Here is a 23,690-nt window from a genome sequence, read left to right as displayed (position 1 = left end):
ATGATATGACTTTCACTTCTTTACACTTTTGGTAATATACTGTTAGGTTATTTCAGAAAGGAATTCTGATCGTTAGCTAATCATAGTTAATGACTTACATGGAGCTGTATATGAAGTATTTCCCCCAGGCTTTGTTGCATCTTTTGTATTAGTAGGTTGTAGTGCAAAAGCGGAACTGAGCTTATCCCAAGACCCAATTACTGTTAAGCAATCTGAGCTGTCTCAGTACTGGGTACAGGAATCGCAGCAGTTCAGTTTTAGCAACACCCTTACCCCACCCTCGGTTGATGGTCATGTCTCCATTAAATATTTGATTGACTCTGAAGGGCAGGTTTTCGACCCACAAGTTGAAGAATCGTATCCTGAGGGCGCCAGGGATAGGGTTGCACTGCTTGCACTATCAAACCTTGAATATAAAGCTGCAGACAGTAACGCGAAAGCTGTGCCTGTTTATGTCTCCACAAAATTTAATTTCAATGGTTTAGATAACTAAGATAATGTCTTAGTTTAAAGCGCTTTAAACCTTAATATTTAAAGGCTGGCACTTAAATCACTAGTAGTTAAGGCGTGAAACTTTCAAGCTTGGAAGAGAAGGCGTGCAGCTATAGCTGAGTGCTTGTTTTGGGAAGGCTACCTTGGGTTTTATCAGTGATACCAATTGAAACCCAAGGGTGAGCAGTTGAGCGCCAGTACTTAAACGTTAGTACTTAGCTGTTAGTACTTAAGCGTTAGCACTTTCAATAAAGTGCTATTAACTCAACTGAAGCTTAGAGGTTAGCTATTTAGCCAACAACTTGTACTTGAGACTCTAATGAAGCATCTACATAGTAGATCCCGCCACCGATAGCGATAAAGAATAAGGTGGTCCAAAAAAGCATTTTACCGTTTTCACGTAGAAACTCTAACATAGGTGTTTACTCCCTTTAATGGGTTAAATCTTGAGTCCAATTAGCTATGCTTATTGGTTTATCTGCTGTAATTTTAGGCTTTAGAGCTTAAGTCAGTATTAATTATCACTCGATAAAAAGTGACGCTGATCATGTTATTTTACAGCGCTTCGCTGTGATATACCTCAACTTTTCATCAGTTTGATAAATTTTTTATTACATTTATATCGTGAATATTTGCTATTTATATTAAAAGTGTAACTTGACTTAAGTTGCTGTTTGCATAAACTTGGACGCGATTTCGTCTCGTTATTATAGCGAGATTTGGGTTATTCTATAGCTTTCATCGGTGGTATTCATGGTCAGTAGTGTAAGACGAGGAGTTGCTTTATGGCTTTCAGCCATATTGATCTGCCTATCGTTTGCCGCCTCTGCCCACAGTGTTGAGCACATAGATCATGGTGTTCAAGAGCACTGTACTCTCTGTTTTCATAAGCACCAGCTTAATAAGCTGCTGCCAAGTGAGCTACTTCACCTTGCCGTAGTAAGCCAAACATTTGAACCCATAGCATTTCAGCTTATTGAGCGTCATGCTGTTCATACCAATGCATTTCGCAGTCGCGCCCCACCAATTTCAGTATAGCTAATTTCAACTTTAGTTAGCCAAACTCAACAACTCATAAGTACTTACTTAGATAGACTAAGTGCATTTTATATGCTCGCTATCTAGATATTCATGCCGCGACTTCTGTAAAGAGGGCAAAGGCTTTGGGCTTGCTTGTAACTCGTTAACTCCATGTTTATTAACTTTTATATTATGCCTACCTGATCCTACTTCTATAAAAAGTCAGGAGGTTTATGCTGTATTTTGGAGAAACAAATGAACGTTTTAAATAACCGCGTAACTTGCGTGGCTGCTGCATGTGCAATTTTTTCGACTTCCGCTTTTGCACAAGACTCAAGCTTAACTAATCCTGCTATTAGTGCAGTGCTTGATGGCTATTATCAAAACAGTGATCGCCCTATGGCTGAACGTGGTGAAGGCTTTGGTTTAGGGCATACTGAATTGGCAATGAGTGCCAATATTGATGATATGTTCTACGGTAAGCTAACTGCTGTCATCGAGATGCATGAAGGCGAAACAGAGATCGGCCTAGAGGAAGCGTTTATTCAAACACTCGCTATGCCAGGTGGCTTATCAATCCGTGCCGGTCGCTTCCTATCCGATGTGGGTTACTTGAATAACCAACATGTTCATACCGATTCATTTTCAGATAGACCAGCTGCATATCGCGCCTTTCTGGGGAGTCATTATTTTGATGATGGTGTACGCCTAAACTGGGTTGCTCCGACAGATCTCTATTGGACCATGGGGCTTGAAAGCTTTAAAGGTGACAGTATGCGCGCTGCGGGTGGTGAGCATGATGAGCATGACCATTTTGATGCAGAAGATGACCATGCAGAACGTGACTATAAAAATATAGGTATCTACACCGCTTATACTAAAATAGGTGGTGATATTGGTAACGGCTCATGGCAGGCTGGTTTAAGCTATATGCGCAATGAGAATGGCCGTATGGTTGAGGGTGAGCATGAAGATCATGCAGCACTCGAAGCAGGTCATGACGATCATAGCCATAGTGCAACCTTTACAGGTGAGAACACCTATATAGCTGACTTTGTTTATAAGTGGGCACCAAATGGAAACTATAAGTACCAGCATCTAACTGTAAGTGGTGAGTACTTTAAAGTGACTGACTTTGCACCGTTGGAAGATGGGCATGATCATGATGCACATTCAGCAGAAAGTGTTGACGACATGACGGGCTGGTACCTAAGTAGTGTTTATCAATTCACTCCTAACTGGTCTGCGGGTGTTCGTTATGGCGAAACAGATGTTCAGGAGCTACATGGTGACCATTTTCACCCTGAAAAGTTAAAAGAAACCGAAGTAAGCCTGGCGTGGCATCACAGTCATTTTTCGACTGTGCGTTTGCAATACACCAATCAGCAAGGTACCAACTACTTCGGTATAGAAGATGACAATATTTTCACTCTTCAATATGTAATGACTTTGGGGGCTCACGGTGCGCATCAATTCTAAGTTAATTAAAGTGGCAGTTACTGCCTTAGCGGTTAGCTACTCTGGTCTTGCAACAGCACAGCTAAATATTTTTGCTTGTGAGCCTGAGTATGCAGCATTAGCTAAAGAGCTTGCACCTGGGGCGGAGATCTATTCAGCCACAACAGCGATGCAAGATCCGCATCAAGTACAGGCAAGACCTAGCTTGATCGCTAAGATGCGTCAGGCAGACATTGCTGTCTGTGCTGGCGCTGACTTAGAGGTGGGCTGGCTTCCAATGCTGCAGATGAAATCATCGAATGCAAAAGTACGTTCGACAGATCAGGGACTCTTCTTTGCTGCAGAGCAGGTTGAGACGATAGATCAGCTTACGTCAGTAGATCGTAGCATGGGTGATGTACACGCTAAGGGTAATCCTCACCTTCATTTCTCTCCAGAGAGAATGTTACAAGTTGCCAAAAGTCTAACTGAGAAGTTGATAGCTACCGATCCTGGTTCAAAATCTCAGTACGAGGCTGCGCTGAATGACTTTAGTCAACGCTGGAGTGCTGCGATTCCGGTATGGGAAAGTAAAGCTTTACCTTTAAAAGGTAAAAAAGTGATCGCTTATCATTCTAGTTTTAAATACCTATTTGACTGGGTTGGAATGGAGCAGGTTGCTGATCTTGAGCCTAAGCCGGGTCTGCCACCAAGTAGCAGCCACTTAGCGAGTTTGCTTACTCGAGCAGAAGCTGGTGATATTATGGGGATCATCGTCGCGTCTTACCAAGACGAGCGCGGTGCAAACTGGTTAGGTGATAGAGCATCACTTCCTGTGCAAGTTTTACCTATGTCTGTTGGAGGGAATGATCAAAGCCAAGATCTATTCTCACTTTATGACAGCGTGTTAGATCTGCTGTTAAGTATTAAGGCAGGCTAATGTGTCAGGTTCGACATCTCTATGAGGTGTCGAACCGTTATCTATATTGGGCGCTAAACTTCGTATGCTTACAGGTTTAGTACCCTCTATAAATGAGTAAAATTTATGTTTGATATCAATCTACTCTCTATTTTATTACCTGCACTCGCAGCAGGGATCTTAGTCTTATCCACTCACGTGCTTTTAGGTCAGCAGGTTTTAAAGCGAGGCATTATCTTTATCGATCTAGCCATTGCTCAAGTCGCTGCTTTAGGTGCTATTGTGGCCCACCTTAACCATGATATAGCTCATCTTCCATTTGCTAACGTATGGATGCCAGCCCTTTTCGCACTCTTGGGGGCGGGTCTTATTGCTTGGTTATCTAAACGTATGGCTGATGAACTGGAAGCGATTATTGGTTGCTTTTATGTTTTAGCTGCTGTCGCAGCTATGCTGATGCTGTCGAATGATCCACATGGTGCGGAGATGCTTAAGCAGTTGCTGTCAGGGCAAATATTGTGGGTTAACTGGTCGCAGCTTATTTTACCAGCTTGTATATCAGCCATAGTATTAGCGCTAATTGTATTTAAGCCAAATATTCTCGAAGGTAGTGGCTTTTATATCTTGTTCGCGATTGTGATTACTCTTTCGGTGGAGCTTGTAGGTGTGTACTTAGTGTTTAGTACCCTCATTTTACCGGCGCTTGCCGTTAATAAATACCGGGCTAAATATCGTCTTGCTGCCGCTTATTTTGTCGGCTTATCAGGTTACCTTTTCGGGTTAGTCTTGTCGGCAAGTTTTGACTTACCAAGTGGTGCGGCAATTGTTGCTACCCTTGCTGTGAGTGCGACTCTATTTAGATTGACGCTGCATTTTTTGGCCAATTCAAAGGGCGTTGCAGATAAAGAGGTAGGTGCATAATTAATATCAGTTTGCGATAAAGGCGCTTAAATTAGTCTTTTTGCTCTAATTAATTATCGTCAATCTCGGGCTACATTCGTAAACAAAATATTGAGTCGCACCCCCTTGCTGGCTATACTGTCGCCATTGGAATCATGGGAGTTAGTTGTGCTGTTAATCCTCAGATCGTTGATATTGGCTATGATGCTTTTGCTAGCATTTGTTTTTGGTGGTCTTTTTTGTTTACTTAGACCTCGCCATCGAGACAATGTACACATGTTCGCTAAAATATTTTCTTTTGCCGCCCCAGTTTTGGGGATAAAAGTTATTGTACGTAAGCCAACTGCTGTAGTAAAAAGCGAGCCTTGCATCTACCTTGCGAACCATCAAAATAATTTTGATATGTTCACTCACACCGCGGCTGTGCCTAAAGGAACTGTGAGCTTAGGTAAGAAGAGTTTAGCTTGGGTACCATTTTTCGGGCAGATATACTGGTTATCCGGTAATATTTTGATCGATAGAAAAAACCGCAATCGCGCGTTTGAAACCATGGCGCAAACAGCGAGAAAGATTAAAGAGAAGTGTCTCTCAATCTGGATTTTTCCAGAGGGTACTCGCTCACGTGGTAAAGGGTTACTGCCGTTTAAATCTGGTGCCTTTCATACCGCTATAGAAGCTGGCGTATCTATGGTACCAGTGCTTGCCTCTAACCAAGGTCATATCAAATTGAATCGCTGGAATAATGGCGTGGTGATTATTGAGGTGATGGACCCTATTGAGACTAAGGGACTCGCTAAAAACCAAGTGAAGGAGCTTTCGTCACGTATTCATACCTTGATGTCGGCTAAGCTCACTCAGTTAAACTCTGAAGCGTCGGCTTTGATGGCAAAATAATCTGCTACTTATACTGATTGGTATTATAGCTAGACGTTAAATCGAGAGCCTCCTACATGGAGGCTTTTTTGTGGCGGCAGAAATTTAATCTTAATCGGAATAACTCTGGTTTTGATGTGTCAGTGGGATACGTATATAATCCCCTCAGTTATTTTATTGGGAGTCATTCATGTCAATTGAGCGTTTACTTACGGCACAGAAACAGGAAAATCTGGAGATAGTTGAAGCTATTCTTGGGGATGGATCAAAGCCTGATGCTGAGTACACAATTGAGCACCATTTTTCATCGACCAGCTTCGATCGTTTAGAAAAAGCAGCGGTAGATGCGTTCAAGCAAGGTTTTGAGGTGAATGATGCTGAAGAGATGGAGCTAGAAGATGGCTCTGTGATCTACTGTTTCGATGCTGTAGCCCAGCATAAGCTTGAAGTTGAGATCCTTGATCTAGCATGTGAGGGGTTACTCAAACTTGCTCAGAAGCAGAAAGTTGATTATGACGGCTGGGGCACTTACTTCATTGATGAAAATGGCGAAGTACGTGACGATGAGTTCGATGATGAATTAGATGACGGTGAAGATATTTCTCGTTAATATTTTCCAGTCTTGCGAAACTCAATAAAAGGCCCATAATTGGGCCTTTTTGCTTTCTGAGCCTTATGGCTTCTCTTGATAGATCACACACTGGTTTCGGCCAGCTTCCTTGGCTTCATAGAGTGCTTGATCGGCAAAGGATAACCACTGACCACTATTCTCTTGTTGTGCCTGGAGATCGCTAATGCCCATGCTGACAGTAACCTTAATTGATTGCCCCTCATAAACTAACGAGGTGGTTTCTATCTTCTTACGTAGGCGATCGGCAAAGTTAAGGGCATCTTGGGCATTGGTTTTGGCGAGTACTACCGAGAACTCCTCACCACCATAACGCCCTGCACAGTCAGTTTCACGCAGCGATTGCTTTAACAAGTGCGAAATATGCTGGATAACTTTATCACCCGCCATATGGCCGTAAGTATCATTGATCTTTTTAAAGTGATCGATATCGAACATGACTAGGCTGGTTTCATCGCCGTATCTGGCATGGCGATCAAACTCCTTTTGCATGCATATCTGCCAATGTCTGCGGTTATGTAATTGAGTAAGGCCGTCGGTTTGACTCAGATGCTCTAAACGTTCATTAACTGCTTTTAGCTGAAGCTTGTTGATCGCCACATCTGTCACATCATAAACAATCATACTGATATGAGTGATCTGCCCAGTCAGTGATGATAGGGGCAGTAGGGTGACGTTTTGGTACATAAAATCAGCGCGTCCTGTAATGGGACGATAGTTCTTAAATTTAAAGACGTAAGGTCTCTGTTCCCAGCTAATAAAAGCGCGGTTTTTCAGTAAAAAAACCGATTCCATCTTCTGTTTGAGCCAAGCCTCAGGCAGGTACTCGAACTGCTCGAACAGGTTGCAGTCTTTTATTGAGTTTGGAGAAACCCCACTGTGGTTCTCCATAAAGCCATTCCAAAGCTGAATATTGAAATTCTTATCGAGAACCACTAAGCCGACTTCGATGGTTTGAACCATATCGATTAACCAGTGGAGTTCGTTCATTGCGCTTTGGTCATGTGACATAGATGGGTCCAACTTAATCAAACAGGTAACCGAGCTTAAAATTAAGCGTCGGTAATGAGTCTTCGGTGAATAGCAAAAGTAGATCGCATTGAACATCGTGATCTTCGATTCGGTAGTTAATCTCCATTGCTAATGTGCGAGACCATTTTTCTGAATTATCGTGAATGAGATCATTCACCGTACAGTGACGTCCGAGTACTACCGGATGGCTCTGGCTAAACTTCATATGTAGCTGTTCAGAGATACCGTTGAGAAAAGCCCCAATCAATACATTACCAGTATCGATCATCACTTCCATCTCGGTATTTTTATCTTCAGGGTTTGCTAGGCCCATTAATTTGGCCATATCTTTAAAAGATGAGTCATGGAACAGCAACAGGGCTTCGCCTGCGACTCCTGCGCCAATAAAGCCCTGGCAAAGCGCAGATACCGTACTATGTTCTTCAGTCGCCTTAAGGGTCATTGTCAGCTCACTGACCTCGAGGACGTTGACATTTGGAATAGGTAATAGCACGAAAACATCGAGGAGTTTTGCGAGTAGGTCGGCTGCACGGCCCATAGCGACGTTGGCAATCTCCTGACAAGCATCACGAAGATCGACTTCAATCATCGGGCTTTCGGCGACTTCATCCCCGAGTGCGATGGTGAGAATGCCATATTCTTGTAAGATATTGCTAATCGCGTCAGCACTGACAGGTTTCTGGATAAAATCGAGCGCACCCATGGCTTTGACACGCTCGTGAGCCTTGATTTGAATATCGCCAGACACGACGATGACTAAAGCTGGAAGATCTTCTTGCTGAATGGTCTGTAAGACTTCATAGCCATCCATGACCGGCATATTGAGATCGAGAAATACCACCTCACCTTTACCGGCTCGAATAGCTTCAATGCCTTCGGCACCATTATTAGCGAAGGTAATATCGACATCCCACTCCTTGGGTAGGGTTCTCGCCATCTGTTTTCTGGCAAGAGCGGAATCATCGCATATCAGTACTGGGATCGGCATTATCGTTTCAACATCCTAATCTGCCCATATATTCAAGATAACACTTATTACTGACTTCGGTGCTTCAAATGATAAATTTAGGCGCAGTTTTTGTTAATTTTTTCAGGTTCAACGGACGATAAATAGGTATTAATCTGTATTTGATGAGTATGCCGATCTATTCATTGGCTTAATGTCTATGCTGAACTCAAAGACAAGTCTCTAACGTTAATTCCATAAAAAGCTAAATAAAGCGCTATCGATACCCTATAAGTTATTGTCTATTACTCTGAGTCAAAAGAGGAAAGTACTATGCCATTTTTTTGACGTCAGTCAAACTTTCTTTGTATGTTATCTCTATTAGTTAAATAATCCAAATATGTTAACCTCTAGTCTGGACAGACCAGTTTGATTAGTAGAGGGTGATATGGCAAGGAAGTTCGTTCAGCTTAAGATTAACCAACAGGTGGCACATGTTGTCTTAAACCGACCTGATAAATTCAATGCGCTTAACTTTGAGATGTTTCGTGAGATTGATGCAGTAATTAGCGAGCTAAAAAAAGATCGCACACTAAAGGCTGTGATTCTTTCAGGCAGTGAGGGGAATTTCAGTTCGGGTTTAGATGTTAAAAGTGTCATTAGTTCACCGACTCAACCGTTAAAGCTGCTTTTTAAATGGTTACCGGGCAATGCCAACTTAGCGCAAAGAGTGTCAGTAGGCTGGCGCCGTTTACCTGTGCCTGTTATTGCCGTTATCGAAGGTTGTTGCTTTGGTGGCGGCATGCAGATAGCGCTGGGCGCTGATATTCGTATCGCATCGAAAGAAGCCAAGCTGTCTATTATGGAGGCTAAGTGGGGCTTAGTACCGGATATGGCTGGGCTTGTCTCGCTACGTGAAGTGGTTTCTCGCGATCAAGCGATGTTGCTCACTATGACTGCAGAGATTTTAGCGGCCCCTGAGGCACTCAAAAAGGGGCTAGTGACTGAGGTGGTTGAGTCGCCTATAGAACGGGCCAGTGAGCTTGCATCACAACTGTCGAAAACGTCACCCGATGCTAATGCAGCCATAAAACATAGTATCAATCGAAGCTGGACGACAAGCGTTAGAAGCTTGCTGTCTCGTGAGTCAATCAGCCAGATTAAATTACTGCTTGGTAAAAACCGCATTGTTGCAGCAAAACGTCAAACTGGCGAGCCTGATAAAGCTTATAAAGTGAGGCAATCTTGGTGGTAGCTTGAAAAATGAGAGACTCACTTTTCCTACTAGACGCTTACTGGTTAAAAAGTGAGTTTGATCACACTCTGTCGTTCAGCTGCTAGTCTTCTTTAATCGAATCTCTATTATCCCACTCAATTTTTATTGCCATATCTTTATAATCAAGGATCGAGATGCGAAACCTATTTGAACGAATTTTATGGAGTAGCCGGCTGTCGGTGATGCTCGGAGTGTTTGCCTGCATTGTTGCTGCATTCGTAATATTCATCATGGGTGTACTAGATGTTATTCACATGCTCGAGCTTATCTGGAACTATATTTTAACCAGTAGTCATGAAGTGAGAAATGAACTGGTGATGGTGGTGGTAGAGATACTCGATACCTTCCTGTTAGGTGCAGTGTTGCTTATCTTTGCCTTTGGTTTATACGAGCTGTTTATCAGTAAATTAGAGCCAGCGGAGAAGAGTGAGGCGGGTGGTAAGATACTGATAATAAGCAGTATTGATTCACTTAAAAGTAAGTTGGGTAAAGTTATCTTGATGATGTTGATTATCAAGGTGTTCTCATACTTTACCGAGATGAAGCCAACTTCTATGTTAGAGCTGCTCTATATGGGCATCATAGTCGTCTTAATTGCACTGGCTTTGATGCTGACCAAAGAGAAAAAAGATTAAGCCAATATCGCTAGTGCCTATACTCTGGTTTTCCGAAGCAGGCTTCTAGCGTTTGCTAATCCTTTGTGCAAAGCCTTCTATCAGTTTTAAAGTGGTATTCCAGGCTGTTTCGTTATTAAGGTTTAACGCCAGTCGTTGCTGACTATAACGATAGGGGGCATTTTGAGGAGAGAGTTCAGCCCTATCTTTGACGGTCGCATAGGAAGCTCTATGGCCGTCTTCAGATTGAATATCGAGAATAGGGACCTCAAGTTGGGCTAACATTTTCGCTAGCGCTTGATTCTCTTCTTTCATCTTCATATAAGGGTTTATTAGCACTAAGATATCTGGCTTAGGTAAGAGATTATTACTGATCATTGAGATCGCAAGGCCAGCTCCCTGACCGCTAGTGATCAGTAAACGTTTACCTGGATAGGGAGCGCCGATAGCATCAAGTTGACTCATTGTTTGGGTAACAAACTGAGTTTGCTTCTCTCGAATATCTTTCCAAACCTCTTCTGAGTACTGCTTAGTTGCCTCATTGGCTTTTTGATTATTTATACCTTCGCCTGCTTTTGCTACCTCTTCAGGTTGAGTCGCAAAATTGGGTGTCGAGACCTTCTTCGGTGGCGTTATGGCGATTGTTGCCCAGCCTGTTCGCGTTAATTCGCGCCTAAGGTAGGCGTTTAATCCTGCCCCGTCTGCACCCATACCTGGAGTTGCAAATAAAATAGCTGCGCCTAATTTCTTCTTACCGCTCCATGATTTTACTAAAATCTCGCTCTGTTGCTGGCCAACGGTTATCTCTATGACCTCCTCTTGCGGCAGGTAATCATATTTGCTGTGCTTATCGACTTTTTTCTCTTCAACTTGCTCATTAGTCACATTGGTTTCTGGATCGGCGGCAAAGCTTGGAATACAAATTAATAGGCTGGCTGAACTAACGAGTATCAGGAGGCTTAAACTGAGCGGTGATCGCATAAAAGAGGAAAGAAGCTAATGAATACAATAGTGAAAGTATAACAGGATATGCAGACTAAGAGAGTAAAAAAGGGCCAAATTGATAGACCTTAGGTGCTAGCACCTAAGGTCTAAATACTTGTAGCGTTAGGCGTGACTGACGAGCACTAGGCGCACAGCATCAAGCTGTAGCAGGCTGTCGTCTAAATAGCCATTAAGCTCTGTCATCTGCTCTTTTAGGTGAGTCAGTTCTTCATCACGAATATTCGGGTTAACCGCTTTGAGTGCTTCAAGACGCTCAAGCTCGCCCGTTAGCTGCGAAGTCATTCGTGCGCGAGCACTTTCGGCAAGTAGCTTAAGCTCGCTTTGAGCAAACTCTTCACCTTTGGCAAATAGTGGGTGCAACACGGTTTGAGATGCGTTCACTAACTTGCTGGCGATATGACGATTTACCGCGCTAAGCTGCTTATCGAAGCTCTCGTAGCTGACATTATCAGAGAGGTTATTGCCGTTTTTATCCAGTAAAATACGTACAGGCGTTGGTGGCAAGTAACGATATAGCTGACTTGATTTCGGCGCTGAAGCATCGACCATATAGATTAGCTCAAGGAAGATGGTGCCAGCAGGCAGGGCTTTATTTTTCAATACTGCCACGCTTGTGGTACCCGTCTCTGATGAGGTGATCAGATCTAAGCCCGTTTGAACCAGAGGGTGCTCTTGTGTGATCAGTGCAATATCGTCTCTAGATAGAGCGACATCACGATCAAAAGTTACTGTCATACCATCTTCAGAAAGACCTGGGTAGGTAGGGAACATCATGTGTTCACTGGTTCTGAGTACGATATTATTTTCACCGCTGTCTTCTTGCTCGACACCGATAATATCCCACAATCTGATCACTGAACCGATAAGCTGAGTGTCTTCATCTCGCTCGGCAATGCGCTCAACGAGTTTGTTAGCACGTTCACCGCCGTGAGAGTTAATCTCAAGCAGTTTATCGCGCCCTTGCTCCATGGCTACCTTTAGCTCTTGGTAACGAGTCTGAGTGTTTTCTAGCAGCGCTTCTAAGGCAGATTCATCCTGGTTGATGAGCTGTGACAGTAGTGACTCTGAAAACTCGTTAAACAGAATGTGACCACTTGGACAGGTTTGCTCAAAGGCGTTAAGCCCTTGGTGGTACCACTGCATCAAGCACTCTTGCGCAGTACCGGCAAGGTAGGGCAAGTGGATCTCAACATCATTGTTTTGACCGATACGATCGAGTCGACCGATACGTTGCTCGAGAAGATCTGGGTTAAGCGGCAGATCAAATAGCACAAGTTGGCTAGCAAATTGGAAGTTACGACCTTCAGATCCAATTTCACTACAGATAAGCGCCTGAGCACCACCTGTCTCTTGTGCAAAGTAAGCCCCTGCTTTATCACGCTCAATAATCGACATGCCTTCATGGAAAACGGTTGTCTGAATACCTTCACGGGTACGTAGGGCTTCCTCTAGGCTTAGTGCTGTTTCAGCCTGGCTAGCAATGATTAATACTTTCTTACTGCGATTGGCTTTTAGGAACTCAATGAGCCAGTCAACTCTTGGATCAAACTTCCACCAGCTGGCACTACTGCTGTCGAAGTCTTGGTAGATCTTTTCAGGGCTCAATGCCTGCTTTACTTTTGCAGCAGTATCCAAGTGGCCATTCATCATTGCACCAACACGAGCGGCGGTAGCATATTGCGACGGCATCTGTTGTGGGTGGGTATGAAGAATACGCGTTGGGAATCCTGCTACTGATGCACGACTGTTACGATAAAGCACTCGGCCAGTACCGTGACGGTCAAGTAGATCTTGCAGTAGTTCATCACGAGCAGCTTGCTGCTGGTCGCTATCGGCACTGCTCGATTGAATCAGTTCAAGCACATCACTAATATCTTTTTCACTCAATAGTTCAGTGAGGTTTGCAACTGCATCGCTGTCCAGTTCACCACCACTAGCAAGGGCTTCGGCAACACTGGCAACCTCTTTATAACTGCTCTCCTCTGCGAGGAAAGCTTCATAGTCATAGAAGCGGTCAGGATCGAGTAAGCGTAATCTAGCAAAGTGACTCTGATGGCCAAGTTGATCGGGCGTTGCTGTAAGTAGTAAAACTCCAGGAACCACTTCACTCAGGGCTTCAACCACACGATAAGCACGGCTTGGCGCCTCTTCAGTCCACTCAAGGTGGTGCGCTTCATCGACAACCATTAGATCCCAATCAGCATCCAGAGCCTGTTCGAGACGTTTCTTTTTACGTAGCAGCTCAAGGGAGCAGATCACTAACTGTTCAGTGTAAAAAGGGTTATCGTTATCGGCGTAGGCCTCGATACATCTGTCTTCATCAAATACAGAGAACTTAAGGTTGAAGCGACGTAACATCTCAACTAACCATTGGTGACGCAATGTATCGGGAACTATCACCAAGATACGTTCAGCACGGCCAGTGAGTAACTGCTGATGAATAATCAAGCCAGCTTCGATGGTTTTACCTAGGCCCACTTCATCGGCAAGTAATACCCGAGGTGCGAATCGGCGACCCACTTCATGGGCAATCCACTGCTGGTGAGGGATCAAGCCTACACGTGGCCCTTGGAGCCCAAGTAGATCGGATGTCGCAAGTTTATGACGCAATAGCTGGCTATTAAAGCGCACACCAAATCTATCGAGACGATCGATCTGGCCAGCAAAAAGGCGGTCTTGAGGCTTATTGAAGCGAATATTGTGATTAAGCAGTGTTTCTCTCAGGCTGGTTTGTTCGCCTGTTTCGCAATGAACTCCGTGATAGATAATGAGCTCGTTTTTTTCCTCAAGCTCAGTAACTGTCAGACTCCAGCCTTCATGGCTTTCAACTTTGTCGCCTGGGTTATAGATAACTCGAGTTAGGGGGGCATCTGCACGTGAGAACAACCTGTTCTCATCGGTGGCTGGAAACATTAGTGTGACCATACGGCCTTCTAATCCTACTACAGTACCTAAACCAAGTTCTGATTCAGTATCACTTATCCAACGTTGACCTAAGGAAAAGGGCATTAACTATTTCTCATCTACGGGTGAACCACGAAAGGGCGCGTATTTTACCTAAACTCCCTCAAAGTGCAAGGTTCTGGCCCTAGCTTTAGCGGGGATCTGCTTGGGTAATATTTGTTTATCAACAGCATAATTATTACCGGAGTCGATGATAAATTATACAGCTAGTTTATCTAATTGCCATTTGTCATATCAGTGTAATCTAAGTGGTAGAGTCTCAGTAAAAGAAAGTTCTAAGCAAGTGATTGAAGCGGCTTCTTAATAGTGTCAGTATAAAATCAAGGTGATAGCTATTTATTGCTTTATGATCACTGAACATTTTCTTCGATAAACATAATTAATGGATTAATTTAAGGACTAGGAGCCGCGAAAACACGACATCATATCGATAGACATAATTGGAGGCGCCATGGAACAAGACGACAGAAAGTTGTTTGTACTGGATACCAATGTATTACTACATGAACCTTTAGCTATCTATTCATTTAAGGAACACGATGTAGTTGTCCCAATGACCGTTCTAGAAGAACTGGATCAGATAAAAGATAGAAAACGAGATGTAAGCAGAGATGCTCGAGTTGCCATCAGAGCACTCGAAGATATCTTAGGTGGCAAAACCACACCCGAGGAGATCGTTCAGGGTGTACCTCTACCACGGCGAGAAGATCATGGTGATGCCTGTGGCACACTTTCTATATTTCCCGATCACCAACTTGAAATGACCCTTGCCTCCTTACCGGCAGATAATAACGACAATCGCATCATCAATACCGCACTTCACCTGCAGAAGATAAACCAGCCCCGTAGCGTTGTTCTGGTGACCAAAGATATCAATATGCGCCTTAAGGCTAAAGGTGCGGGTATCAAGTTGGTCGAAGACTATCGTACCGACCAGCTAATCGATGATATTCGTTTCCTCACTAAAGGTTTTCATCAGTTTGGAGGGGATTTTTGGGAACGTAAAGAGCATGTTTCAACCGAGACCCAAGGTAGACACACGATACATACAGTGCCTACAGCCGAAGTGGGTGATGAGCACTTTTACACTAACCAATACCTGTTAGATGAAGATTCTAACTTTTGTGGCAGAATTCAAAATATCGATAACGGTGAGCTGAAACTGCTGGATTTAGGTAAAGACAGGTTACTCAACCTTAACGCTTGGGGGATCAGGCCGAAGAATATCTATCAAGGCATGGCGTTGCAGGCGCTGCTCGATCCTGACATTGATCTGGTTATCTTAACGGGCCCTGCAGGTTGTGGTAAAACCTTACTCGCCATCGCAGCAGCCCTTGAGATGGTGGTAGAGCGGGGGCTTTATGACAAAGTGATCGTTACCCGAAATACCCCAGAAATCGCCGAGTCCATTGGTTTTTTACCTGGTACCGAAGAGGAGAAGATGGCGCCTTGGCTTGCGGCAATCACAGACACCTTAGAGGTGCTGCATAAGAATGACGTTAACCCGAGTGGCAGCATGAACTACATCATGGATAAGGCCAATATCCAGTTTAAATCAATTAACTTTATGCGTGGGCGCTCTATTCAAAACTCTGTCGTCATCTTGGATGAGTGTCAAAACCTAACCGCTTCTCAAATTAAAACCATGATCACTCGTATGGGTGAGGGCACTAAGCTTATCTGTGGCGGTAACTTGTCTCAGATTGACTCTAACTACCTGACTCCGGTGACATCAGGACTCACCTATATTGTGGAGCGATTTAAAGACTTTGAAGGCAGTGCCAATATTTACCTTAACGGTGTTGTGCGTTCTCGCCTTGCTGAGTTCGCTGAAGAAAATCTTTAACTAATAATTAGTTAACTTAACCATTGGCTGCTTGCCAGCTAAAGTTAGGCCTCCATAGCAACTGGGGGCCTTATTATTTTCTTCTGCTGATTTGTAGCAAAATGGTAAAAAATTAATCAGCTCTGTTTCTGACTGTAAGAGAGGTGTTTACTAGAGGTCTATATCTCACCTCTGTGGACTTATTAGACTAATATAGTGTATTCCATTCACCTAACTTCCTGATACTATACTGGTAATGAAATTAAGAACCTGTACTGGGAATGACAGGTTCGATCAAGGGCCATGAATGAAATCGACTGAGCCGGATCTTCAACTGAAGTCCCCGATACAGAAAAACTACAACCGTGCTGTTTTTTATACTTATATTGGTGTGATCATCATGGCACTCCTAACCGCATGGTTTTTCTTCGAACGCCAAAAAACACTGCTTATGGATCAAAGAGAGGAGCAGGTTGAACGTCATGTTTTGCAGATTGACTTGCTGCTTGAATCCAGTATCCGTGCGGTAAAAAGTTTAAGAAATGTCGCAGTCGATCATCTCAGGCTGGGTGAGCTTGTGCGTAAAGACCGCCTACCTCAATATGAAAAATTCAATGAAAGTGGCCAATTCTTTACCTTAGAACCTAGCTATGCACAAAGTGGTGAGCCCTTTACCAATATGGGACGTATTACTGGTGCCGGCTCGCTAAATGGTCGTAGCGAAAAGTTTTACCAAGAGCTAGAGATGCTATTTGAGCTGTCGCTTTCATTCCCGGTGGCAACAGAAGCTGCGCCAAAAGCCGACTCCATCTATTACATCTCCAAACGCCGCATCATGTCATATTTCCCCTGGCCATCTGATGAGCAAAGATTTAGAGAGGAGCTGCTCAATAAGAACCAGTTCCAGCTAGCCACACCGGCTATGAATCCGCAAAGAACGGTGTTTTGGAGTCCAGCTTATGTTGATCCAACTGATAAGGGCTTATTGACTACCTTAGGTGTGCCTATCTATTTGCAAGATGAGTTTATCGGTTCGATAAATTTAGATATGACACTCGCATCGCTTGCGCGTCAAATACGCCTCTATTTCAAAATGCCAGGCACAGTGATCCTGCTTGATCAGCACAATAATATTTTGTCTCACAGTGATGATGAGTACACTGAGATAAGCCGTGTTTATCATATCAGTCAAAAGATCCCTTCTGAACTGCACTCTATTCCTGAGTCTGAGTTGTTTGATGCGCATGAAGGCATCATTCGAAATGGTTACTATATCCACTCAGTTGCGCTGCAAAATGCCCCTTGGCGATTACTCTACCTTCAAGACCGAGATGATCTATTTATGGACTCTTGGGAGAAGTTAGAGCTGACGTTTATTTTAGTCGTTTTAGCCCTGTCTATCTTGGTGACCATAGTTCACTGGCAAACTAGGCGCTCTTTCGTCAATCCGGCATCAAGATTATTGAGTCACCTAGAGGGCTGCTCTCAGGAGCCGCGCAAACCCCCAGAGCAGATCTCCCAAGGCTGGGAACCTTGGTTCCAGCTAGTCAGTAGAATTTTTGAAGAGAACCAGCAATATACTAGGCACTTAGCCGAACAAAACAGGCGACTCGATAAGCTGGTGGCCCGTCGAACTGACAGACTTAAAGAGACCACCGAGCGCCGTGAGCGAGAATATGCATTGCTGCGTTCACTGCTCGATGCGATTCCTGAGGCGATTGTCTTTAAGGATAAAGAGGGCAAGTATCTAGGGTGTAATAAGTCAGCCGAGCGCATGTTGGGTTATACCGAAAGCGAGATGATAGGCCAACAAACGATTAAGGTCAGCTCAGATGAGCAGTCAGTACGTATTCGCGCCGAAGATGAGCGAGTGTTGTCTGATAGGACGCCGCTACGTTACCAAGAAAAGGTCGAGCTAGCCGGTAAACCTATTTTGCTAGATACCTTAAAGCTGCCGTTCTATAACAGACGTGGTGAGCTATTAGGTTTGATTGCCGTATGGCGTGATGTGACTCGTGAGTATGAATCTGCTGAGCAGCTTCGATTGTCTGAGGAGCGTTATCACCTTGCCATGGATGCGGTAGAAGATGGTCTATGGGATTGGTATCTCGATTCTAAGCAGATCATCTGTAACCCCGCTTACTATTCAATGTTGGGTTATAAGAGTAATGAGTTCCCAGCGTTAGTCTCTACAATTGACGATCTTATCCACCCTGATGACAGGATTCGGGTAGAGGAGTATCGCGAGCAGTACCTTGGCGATCCAATTGGTGCTTATGATATCGAATTTAGAATGCGCAGTAAGAGTGGACAGTATCACTGGTTACTCTCCCGTGGGCGTGTTGTTGAATTTACCGCAGATAATCAGCCTAAGCGTATGGTGGGGACGCATAAAGATATTACTCGACATAAGAGTAACGAAGTCGCGCTACTTGAGGCTAAGCAAGACGCTGAATCTGCCAACCTCTACAAGAGTGAGTTCTTGGCGAATATGAGCCATGAGATCCGTACTCCTATGAATGCCATCATAGGTATGCTGCAACTTGCTCAACGAACAGACTTAACCCCTAAGCAGGAAGATTACCTTGATAAGGCGGGCTTCTCGGCGCAATCACTATTGAGGATTATCAATGATATTCTCGATTTCTCAAAGATTGAAGCGGGTAAACTTGAGCTTGAAAGAGTCGCTTTCCCACTGGACAAAGTGTTAGATCATGCACTGGATCTTAATGCGTTAAAGTCGCAACAAAAAGGTGTTGAGCTACTGCTCTATGCACCGGTTACGGCAGGCTTGATCCTTGAGGGCGATCCATTGCGTCTAGGGCAGGTCTTGATCAATATGCTTTCAAATGCGGTGAAGTTTACCCAAAGTGGGGAAATTGAACTTGGCTGTGAAGATGTGGGCGAGCGAGATCATCGTATAACCCTTAAGTTCTGGGTTCGCGATACAGGTATTGGTATCAGTAAAGAGCAGCAGGCGAGCTTATTTGATGCTTTCGCGCAGGCCGACGGCTCTACCACGCGTAAGTATGGTGGTACAGGTCTTGGTCTCTCTATTAGTAAACACTTAGTGTCTATGATGGGCGGTCAGATGCAGGTGCAAAGCGAGATGGGAGTGGGGAGTACCTTCAGTTTCACCATCAGCTTCGAGATTGCTGAAGAGGCTGAAGTTAAGCCTATGATAGTCCCTGAGCGACTAGGGAATCTGAAGACGCTAGTGGTTGACGATAACCCTACTGCACTACAGATCTACTCAGCGGTAATGCGCGATTTCCATTTTGAAGTGGATACTGCTGCGAGTGGTTCAGAAGCCCTCTATAAGCTAGGAAAGAGCTCTGTCGATCTGCTACTACTCGATTGGATGATGCCTGAAATGGATGGCATTCAAGTGATCGAAGAGCTAGATAAAATGGTGGCTGATGGGCGTTTAGATAAACGACCAATAGTGATCATGATGACGGCTTATGCAGCAGAGCCGCTAAGGGAGGACGCTGAACGCTCAGATATCTACGCCATGTTGCAAAAGCCATTTAAAGCCTCTGCACTATTCGATGAAATTATCGGTGCATTTGCCGATGAGCCTAAATTGAACCCAGTGAAGGAGTTAGAGGTTGAGGAGGCTATCGATGAGCACGCAGGTGTCGTCCTGTTGGTTGAGGATAACTTCATTAACCAGCAAGTGGCTACTGAGCTACTTAAGAGTGCAGGTTATGAGGTTGATGTGGCCGATAATGGTCAGATCGCTATCGATATGATTGCCGAGAAGCGTTTCGATGCGGTGTTGATGGATATTCAGATGCCGGTTATGGATGGTTTAACGGCAACTAAAGAGCTTAGAAAGCACTTTAATCAGCAGGAGTTACCTATCATAGCTATGACGGCGCATGCCATGTCTGGCGATAGAGAAAAAAGCCTTTCTGCGGGAATGAATGCCCATATCACTAAGCCTATCGTACTTAATGAGCTGTTTGATACCTTGAGCTTTTGGGTTAAGCAGAAAGAAGAGAAGAGCTAAGGTTACATCTACAGCTTAGCTAATTGTCACCTTAGCTAAGCGCGCGATTTTCACTAAATCGCTAAATGAATGATTTGCACTTGAGACTAAAGAGATAGCTGTTAAGCTATCTCTTAGCACTCTAGTGCAAAAATAGAACAGAATCTCAACGTTTTAGATATAGAACAAAAATTAATAGTGAACTGTTGAGATAAATACTGTTTGAGCCTCATTCAAGGAGACAAAATGAAACCTTACAATCTCGCATTGGCAATAGCGCTGCTTTCTGTGCCTGTTGTCGATGTCGTCGCAGCCCCATCGAACACCGCAACTATCATCAAAAAAAGCCAGTCTGCCAAAGGCTTTATCAATCTCTTTTATTCAAAAACAGATGGCGAACTCTATTTAGAGGCGAACAAACTAGAGCAACCTTTTCTGCTATTAACGAGTTTGCCCCATGGTGTGGGATCTAATGATATTGGGCTAGACAGAGGTCAGCTTGGTTATACCCGCATGGTGCAGTTTGAGCGCCATGGTCCATATCTCATTTTAAAGCAGCTTAATACCCAGTACCGTGCCAGCACAGATAACGCCGCCGAGCAGCGTGCGGTCAAAGAAGCATTTGCCGAGTCTGTACTTTGGCGCGGAAAAGTTATCGATGGTAAGCGCGATTTGGTCTCTATCAATGAGCTGGTTGTGAACGATCTTCACGGTATTAGCACTGTGCTCGAAGAGACGAAGCAGGGCAGTTATCAGCTAGATAAATCTCGCTCACTCATTATCCCTGAAGGAGTGAAGTCCTTTGAGCGCAACAGTGATGTGGATGTGCTGTTAACCTTTAACAGTAGCAAAGCGGGTAACTATGTCGCTCAGGTGACGCCAGATGCACATCATATGTCGGTGCGTCTGCGTTACTCCTTTATTCAGTTACCTGAAACTGGCTATACAGCAAGAAGCTACCACCCAATGAGTGGCTACCTCTCTGATGAGTATTTAGATTACGGTACTCAAGTTAACCAAGATATTCGCCAACGTCACCTGTTGCGTCATCGCTTGCAAAAGGTAAATCCTGGCTCTGAGCCCAGTGAAGTCGTTAAACCTATTACCTACTACTTAGACCCTGGTGTACCTGAGCCTATCCGCAGCGCGCTTCTCGATGGTGCGAGCTGGTGGGAAGAAGCATTTGAACAAGCTGGCTTTATCGGTGGCTTTAAGGTTGAGTTGCTACCTGAAGATGCCGATCCGCAAGATGTGCGATATAACGTGATCCAATGGGCGCATAGAGCCACCAGAGGCTGGTCATACGGCTCTGCAGTCGCTGATCCAAGAACGGGTGAGATTATTAAAGGCCATGTCACCTTAGGGAGTCAGCGCGTTCGCCAAGATCATCTCATTGCTCGTGGACTTACTGCAGGCTGGGAAGATAGACAAGCGGCTGAAGAGGCAGCAATGGCGCTATCTCTCGCCCGTATTCGTCAGCTTTCAGCCCATGAAGTGGGTCATACTTTAGGCTTTGATCATAACTTTGCAGCATCAAGTAATTCAGATGCTTCTGTAATGGATTACCCCCATCCTCAAGCGACGCTTAATGGCGATAAAATTGATATCTCTGAGCCCTATGGTGTAGGTGTTGGCGCATGGGACAAATATATCGTGGAGTATGGTTATCGCGAATTTGCCGATGCAACTGAAGAGGCGAGTCAACTGAATGCGCTGATGAGTCAAGCTCAGCAACAGGGGCTTAGATATATTGGTGAAGCAGACTCGAGAGCAAAAGGTGCAAGTAACGCTTATGCGAGTCTTTGGGATAGAGGCGAAGATCCTGTGAAGGAGCTCATTCGCATTGGTGAAGTTCGCGCTAAAGCGATTAAAGACTTCTCTGCAAAAGCCCTGCTCACTGGGCAACCGCTTGGTGAACTCAGTGATATTTTTGTGCCTATCTACCTACTTAATCGTTATCAGATAACTGCTGCGGCTAAGTTTATTGGTGGAACGACCTATAGCTACAATGAGGGCGTCGATGGAGAAGCGTGGCACTATATCGCGCCTCAACTGCAAAAAGGTGCCCTGGATGCGCTTTTGCAAACACTTTCGCCCCAAGAGTTGGCTATTTCACAAAGCTTGAGTGAGTCATTAGTCCCTAAAGCGGGCAATTATAGCAGGACTCGTGAAAGTTTCGACTCTGGCTTAGGTGTTATCACTGATCCTATCGGCATGGCCGAAGTATTGAGCCGTCATACAGCCAAGCAGTTGTTCTCGCCACTTAGACTAAATCGAGTCAACCAGAGCTATATGAGTGATAGAGAGCAGCTATCAGTCCCTTCATTAGTCGATAAAGTACTAGGTTTTACGCTCTATGCTGATATTCCAACTGGTGCAGAGTTAGGGGTTTGGATGCGCGTAAACAGCGTGGTACTTGATGAGCTATTAACGAGCTACCATGACAAACAAACCAGCCCAGAAGTGAAAGCGCAATTGGCTGACCGTCTGCGTTATACCCTTAAGCAACTTAAGCGTAAGGTGAAGCGTGTGAGTGCTTATGAAGCTGCGCACTTTGCATGGCTTGCAGAAGGTGTTGAGAAGGGAATGAAAGACTCTAAAGTTAACTTGATAACTAAGCCTCTTAAAATGCCTCCAGGCTCACCGATCTAGTATCTTTAGTCCCTAGGTTCTAGAAACTAGGGACTAGCCTTTACTTCTGCATAAACACAACGACTACTGCATGCACAGGCTTTAAACTGGCATTGCCGTATCGGTGTGGCAGGTGACCTTTAAAATAGGTGAGGTTGCCTGCTTCAATCTCAAACATCTCTCCATGAACTTCCAATGTTGCTGTACCTTCAAGGCAGAGAAACAGTTCATGACTGCCTTCTGGGTGAGGTACGCCCTTAGTGTTGCAACCAGGCATGATAATCACATCATTTATCTGCAGGTTTTGTGTACTGATGGGGCTAGTACGGGTACTGATAAACTTACCGTCATCTTGATGAGAAACGGGCATATCCTTACGTTCAACTTTAGTTACGTGCACCGACTGCCTGTGAGTGATTAAATCATCTACCGATACACCCAACGCCTGAGCCACTTTTACTACAACGCTGATACTTGGGTTACTGTTGGCGCTTTCCATATTGGCTAATGTTGCTCTGGGGATCCCTGCCATATCGGCTAACTCATTTTGGGTCAGTTTATGTTGAGCGCGTAAGCGTTTAATACCTTCATTGATCGGGTTGCTCATCTGTATCCTTTTTAGCGATTGCCTTAAAGCTGCTAGGTCATTGGCGTTGAATGTTGCGTTTAAAACTAACATATCAACATAGTAAGAATGTAAATTCTAATATTAAAACATATTTCTTATAAATTGGCTTTTGTTGCCGTGTAAGTGTTGTGTAAAGCCTTTTAGTGATGATATTTTATCGCCGGCTTTTATATATCAACATTAGTACTAATAAAAGTACTATCATTATTTGGAGTTCAACATGAACGTAGATCAGCACCTTAAAGTAGCTCAGTGGCACATCGAACAGGCTCGTCTTCACGCAACAAGTGAGCACGCATGTGGTTGCCCAGCAAACGATCACGATCAAAAAGCGATCGATGCTATTGAAGCTGGCCTAGTTCAAGAAGAGAAGACCTGCGCAGTAGGTTAATTTTCTTTTCAAGTCATTGTGACTTGAAAGCAAAAATTCTAAAGCCCAGTTCCTGAGGAACTGGGCTTTTTGTTTTATTTCTGTTCGGTTAGTCATTGTAAGCTGACACTTTGCA

19 protein-coding genes are annotated in these 23,690 nt (G+C 44.3%); 13 read left to right on the top strand and 6 right to left on the bottom strand.

Features of this window, described 5'->3' with window-relative positions; all coding sequences use genetic code 11:
• Nucleotides 1–79: 79 nt before the first annotated feature.
• A complete protein-coding gene (locus tag BM736_RS25540) occupies nucleotides 80–493 on the top strand; it encodes an energy transducer TonB (protein ID WP_083700101.1) in 414 nt (137 codons plus the stop codon).
• A gap of 289 nt (nucleotides 494–782) precedes the next feature.
• Here the strand turns inward: BM736_RS25540 and BM736_RS25430 are convergent, their stop codons facing one another.
• Entirely contained in the window at nucleotides 783–908 is a 126-nt protein-coding gene (locus BM736_RS25430; protein WP_256717798.1) for a hypothetical protein, read from the bottom strand.
• A 337-nt stretch (nucleotides 909–1,245) separates the two neighbouring features.
• Here BM736_RS25430 and BM736_RS11305 point away from each other — a divergent pair, with 337 nt between their 5' ends.
• The 6 genes from BM736_RS11305 to rraB all read left to right on the top strand — a co-directional run bounded on the left by BM736_RS11305 (nucleotide 1,246) and on the right by rraB (nucleotide 6,251).
• Nucleotides 1,246–1,530, top strand: a complete 285-nt coding sequence (locus BM736_RS11305) for an ABC-type zinc uptake system zinc chaperone (RefSeq protein WP_076412036.1) — start codon at nucleotides 1,246–1,248, stop codon at nucleotides 1,528–1,530.
• 237 nt (nucleotides 1,531–1,767) lie between these two features.
• A complete protein-coding gene (locus BM736_RS11300; RefSeq protein WP_076412033.1) occupies nucleotides 1,768–2,991 on the top strand; it encodes a hypothetical protein in 1,224 nt (407 codons plus the stop codon).
• Entirely contained in the window at nucleotides 2,975–3,889 is a 915-nt protein-coding gene (locus tag BM736_RS11295; RefSeq protein ID WP_076412030.1) for a metal ABC transporter solute-binding protein, Zn/Mn family, read from the top strand. The genes BM736_RS11300 and BM736_RS11295 overlap by 17 nt, the downstream gene beginning before the upstream one ends.
• A 105-nt stretch (nucleotides 3,890–3,994) precedes the next feature.
• Nucleotides 3,995–4,789, top strand: coding sequence for a metal ABC transporter permease (locus BM736_RS11290; RefSeq protein ID WP_076412028.1), 795 nt, complete (start codon nucleotides 3,995–3,997; stop codon nucleotides 4,787–4,789).
• Between the two features lie 147 nt (nucleotides 4,790–4,936).
• Nucleotides 4,937–5,662: a 1-acylglycerol-3-phosphate O-acyltransferase gene (locus tag BM736_RS11285; RefSeq protein ID WP_076412025.1), complete on the top strand. Its 726-nt coding sequence runs from the start codon at nucleotides 4,937–4,939 to the stop codon at nucleotides 5,660–5,662.
• Between the two features lie 169 nt (nucleotides 5,663–5,831).
• Complete coding sequence (rraB, locus tag BM736_RS11280; protein ID WP_076412023.1) at nucleotides 5,832–6,251, top strand: ribonuclease E inhibitor RraB; 420 nt, start codon at nucleotides 5,832–5,834, stop codon at nucleotides 6,249–6,251.
• Nucleotides 6,252–6,314: 63 nt separating this feature from the next.
• On the opposite strand, the gene BM736_RS11275 is transcribed toward rraB, so the two are convergent.
• Nucleotides 6,315–7,280, bottom strand: a complete 966-nt coding sequence (locus BM736_RS11275) for a sensor domain-containing diguanylate cyclase (protein WP_076412021.1) — start codon at nucleotides 7,278–7,280, stop codon at nucleotides 6,315–6,317.
• Nucleotides 7,281–7,293: 13 nt separating this feature from the next.
• The gene (locus BM736_RS11270; RefSeq protein WP_076412019.1) at nucleotides 7,294–8,289 is read right to left on the bottom strand and encodes a response regulator; all 996 of its coding nucleotides are present in this window, start codon (nucleotides 8,287–8,289) and stop codon (nucleotides 7,294–7,296) included.
• Between the two features lie 406 nt (nucleotides 8,290–8,695).
• Between BM736_RS11270 and BM736_RS11265 the strand changes: the two genes are divergently transcribed.
• Together BM736_RS11265 and BM736_RS11260 are read left to right on the top strand one after the other, a co-directional pair.
• Nucleotides 8,696–9,502, top strand: a complete 807-nt coding sequence (locus tag BM736_RS11265) for a crotonase/enoyl-CoA hydratase family protein (RefSeq protein WP_076412016.1) — start codon at nucleotides 8,696–8,698, stop codon at nucleotides 9,500–9,502.
• 155 nt (nucleotides 9,503–9,657) lie between these two features.
• Entirely contained in the window at nucleotides 9,658–10,158 is a 501-nt protein-coding gene (locus tag BM736_RS11260; RefSeq protein ID WP_076412013.1) for a YqhA family protein, read from the top strand.
• A 45-nt stretch (nucleotides 10,159–10,203) separates the two neighbouring features.
• On the opposite strand, the gene BM736_RS11255 is transcribed toward BM736_RS11260, so the two are convergent.
• Together BM736_RS11255 and rapA are read right to left on the bottom strand one after the other, a co-directional pair.
• Entirely contained in the window at nucleotides 10,204–11,118 is a 915-nt protein-coding gene (locus BM736_RS11255) for a DUF3530 family protein (RefSeq protein WP_083700098.1), read from the bottom strand.
• 126 nt (nucleotides 11,119–11,244) lie between these two features.
• Nucleotides 11,245–14,151 (bottom strand): RNA polymerase-associated protein RapA, encoded by a 2,907-nt coding sequence (rapA, locus tag BM736_RS11250; RefSeq protein ID WP_076412011.1) that lies wholly within the window; start codon nucleotides 14,149–14,151, stop codon nucleotides 11,245–11,247.
• Nucleotides 14,152–14,557: 406 nt separating this feature from the next.
• On the opposite strand from rapA, the gene BM736_RS11245 reads away from it, so the two are divergent.
• The 3 genes from BM736_RS11245 to BM736_RS11235 all read left to right on the top strand — a co-directional run bounded on the left by BM736_RS11245 (nucleotide 14,558) and on the right by BM736_RS11235 (nucleotide 22,577).
• Complete coding sequence (locus tag BM736_RS11245) at nucleotides 14,558–15,952, top strand: PhoH family protein (protein ID WP_076412008.1); 1,395 nt, start codon at nucleotides 14,558–14,560, stop codon at nucleotides 15,950–15,952.
• Nucleotides 15,953–16,238: 286 nt separating this feature from the next.
• Nucleotides 16,239–19,946 (top strand): response regulator, encoded by a 3,708-nt coding sequence (locus tag BM736_RS11240; protein WP_076412006.1) that lies wholly within the window; start codon nucleotides 16,239–16,241, stop codon nucleotides 19,944–19,946.
• A 225-nt stretch (nucleotides 19,947–20,171) separates the two neighbouring features.
• Complete coding sequence (locus BM736_RS11235) at nucleotides 20,172–22,577, top strand: zinc-dependent metalloprotease (protein WP_076412004.1); 2,406 nt, start codon at nucleotides 20,172–20,174, stop codon at nucleotides 22,575–22,577.
• A 40-nt stretch (nucleotides 22,578–22,617) separates the two neighbouring features.
• Here BM736_RS11235 and BM736_RS11230 read toward each other — a convergent pair whose 3' ends face one another.
• The gene (locus BM736_RS11230) at nucleotides 22,618–23,163 is read right to left on the bottom strand and encodes a helix-turn-helix domain-containing protein (protein WP_076412001.1); all 546 of its coding nucleotides are present in this window, start codon (nucleotides 23,161–23,163) and stop codon (nucleotides 22,618–22,620) included.
• Between the two features lie 241 nt (nucleotides 23,164–23,404).
• Here BM736_RS11230 and BM736_RS25170 point away from each other — a divergent pair, with 241 nt between their 5' ends.
• Nucleotides 23,405–23,575 (top strand): hypothetical protein, encoded by a 171-nt coding sequence (locus tag BM736_RS25170; RefSeq protein WP_179079046.1) that lies wholly within the window; start codon nucleotides 23,405–23,407, stop codon nucleotides 23,573–23,575.
• Nucleotides 23,576–23,690 lie beyond the last annotated feature (115 nt).

This window comes from Shewanella sp. UCD-KL12 (genome assembly GCF_001957125.1).
Classification (GTDB): domain Bacteria; phylum Pseudomonadota; class Gammaproteobacteria; order Enterobacterales; family Shewanellaceae; genus Shewanella.
Note: the sequence above shows the minus strand (reverse complement) of the source record. Positions and strands in the feature narration are given on the sequence as shown.

Excerpts from the sequence above, each read along its gene's own strand:
- BM736_RS11265 (WP_076412016.1), top strand. The coding sequence starts at position 8,696 with ATGGCAAGGAAGTTCGTTCAGCTTAAGATTAACCAACAGGTGGCACAT.
- BM736_RS11300 (WP_076412033.1), top strand. The coding sequence starts at position 1,768 with ATGAACGTTTTAAATAACCGCGTAACTTGCGTGGCTGCTGCATGTGCA.
- BM736_RS11290 (WP_076412028.1), top strand. The coding sequence starts at position 3,995 with ATGTTTGATATCAATCTACTCTCTATTTTATTACCTGCACTCGCAGCA.
- BM736_RS25170 (WP_179079046.1), top strand. The coding sequence starts at position 23,405 with ATGAACGTAGATCAGCACCTTAAAGTAGCTCAGTGGCACATCGAACAG.
- BM736_RS11270 (WP_076412019.1), bottom strand. The coding sequence starts at position 8,289 with ATGCCGATCCCAGTACTGATATGCGATGATTCCGCTCTTGCCAGAAAA.
- rraB (WP_076412023.1), top strand. The coding sequence starts at position 5,832 with ATGTCAATTGAGCGTTTACTTACGGCACAGAAACAGGAAAATCTGGAG.
- BM736_RS11235 (WP_076412004.1), top strand. The coding sequence starts at position 20,172 with ATGAAACCTTACAATCTCGCATTGGCAATAGCGCTGCTTTCTGTGCCT.
- BM736_RS25430 (WP_256717798.1), bottom strand. The coding sequence starts at position 908 with ATGTTAGAGTTTCTACGTGAAAACGGTAAAATGCTTTTTTGGACCACC.
- BM736_RS11230 (WP_076412001.1), bottom strand. The coding sequence starts at position 23,163 with ATGAGCAACCCGATCAATGAAGGTATTAAACGCTTACGCGCTCAACAT.
- BM736_RS11260 (WP_076412013.1), top strand. The coding sequence starts at position 9,658 with ATGCGAAACCTATTTGAACGAATTTTATGGAGTAGCCGGCTGTCGGTG.
- BM736_RS11275 (WP_076412021.1), bottom strand. The coding sequence starts at position 7,280 with ATGTCACATGACCAAAGCGCAATGAACGAACTCCACTGGTTAATCGAT.
- BM736_RS11245 (WP_076412008.1), top strand. The coding sequence starts at position 14,558 with ATGGAACAAGACGACAGAAAGTTGTTTGTACTGGATACCAATGTATTA.
- rapA (WP_076412011.1), bottom strand. The coding sequence starts at position 14,151 with ATGCCCTTTTCCTTAGGTCAACGTTGGATAAGTGATACTGAATCAGAA.
- BM736_RS11305 (WP_076412036.1), top strand. The coding sequence starts at position 1,246 with ATGGTCAGTAGTGTAAGACGAGGAGTTGCTTTATGGCTTTCAGCCATA.
- BM736_RS11255 (WP_083700098.1), bottom strand. The coding sequence starts at position 11,118 with ATGCGATCACCGCTCAGTTTAAGCCTCCTGATACTCGTTAGTTCAGCC.
- BM736_RS11240 (WP_076412006.1), top strand. The coding sequence starts at position 16,239 with ATGAAATCGACTGAGCCGGATCTTCAACTGAAGTCCCCGATACAGAAA.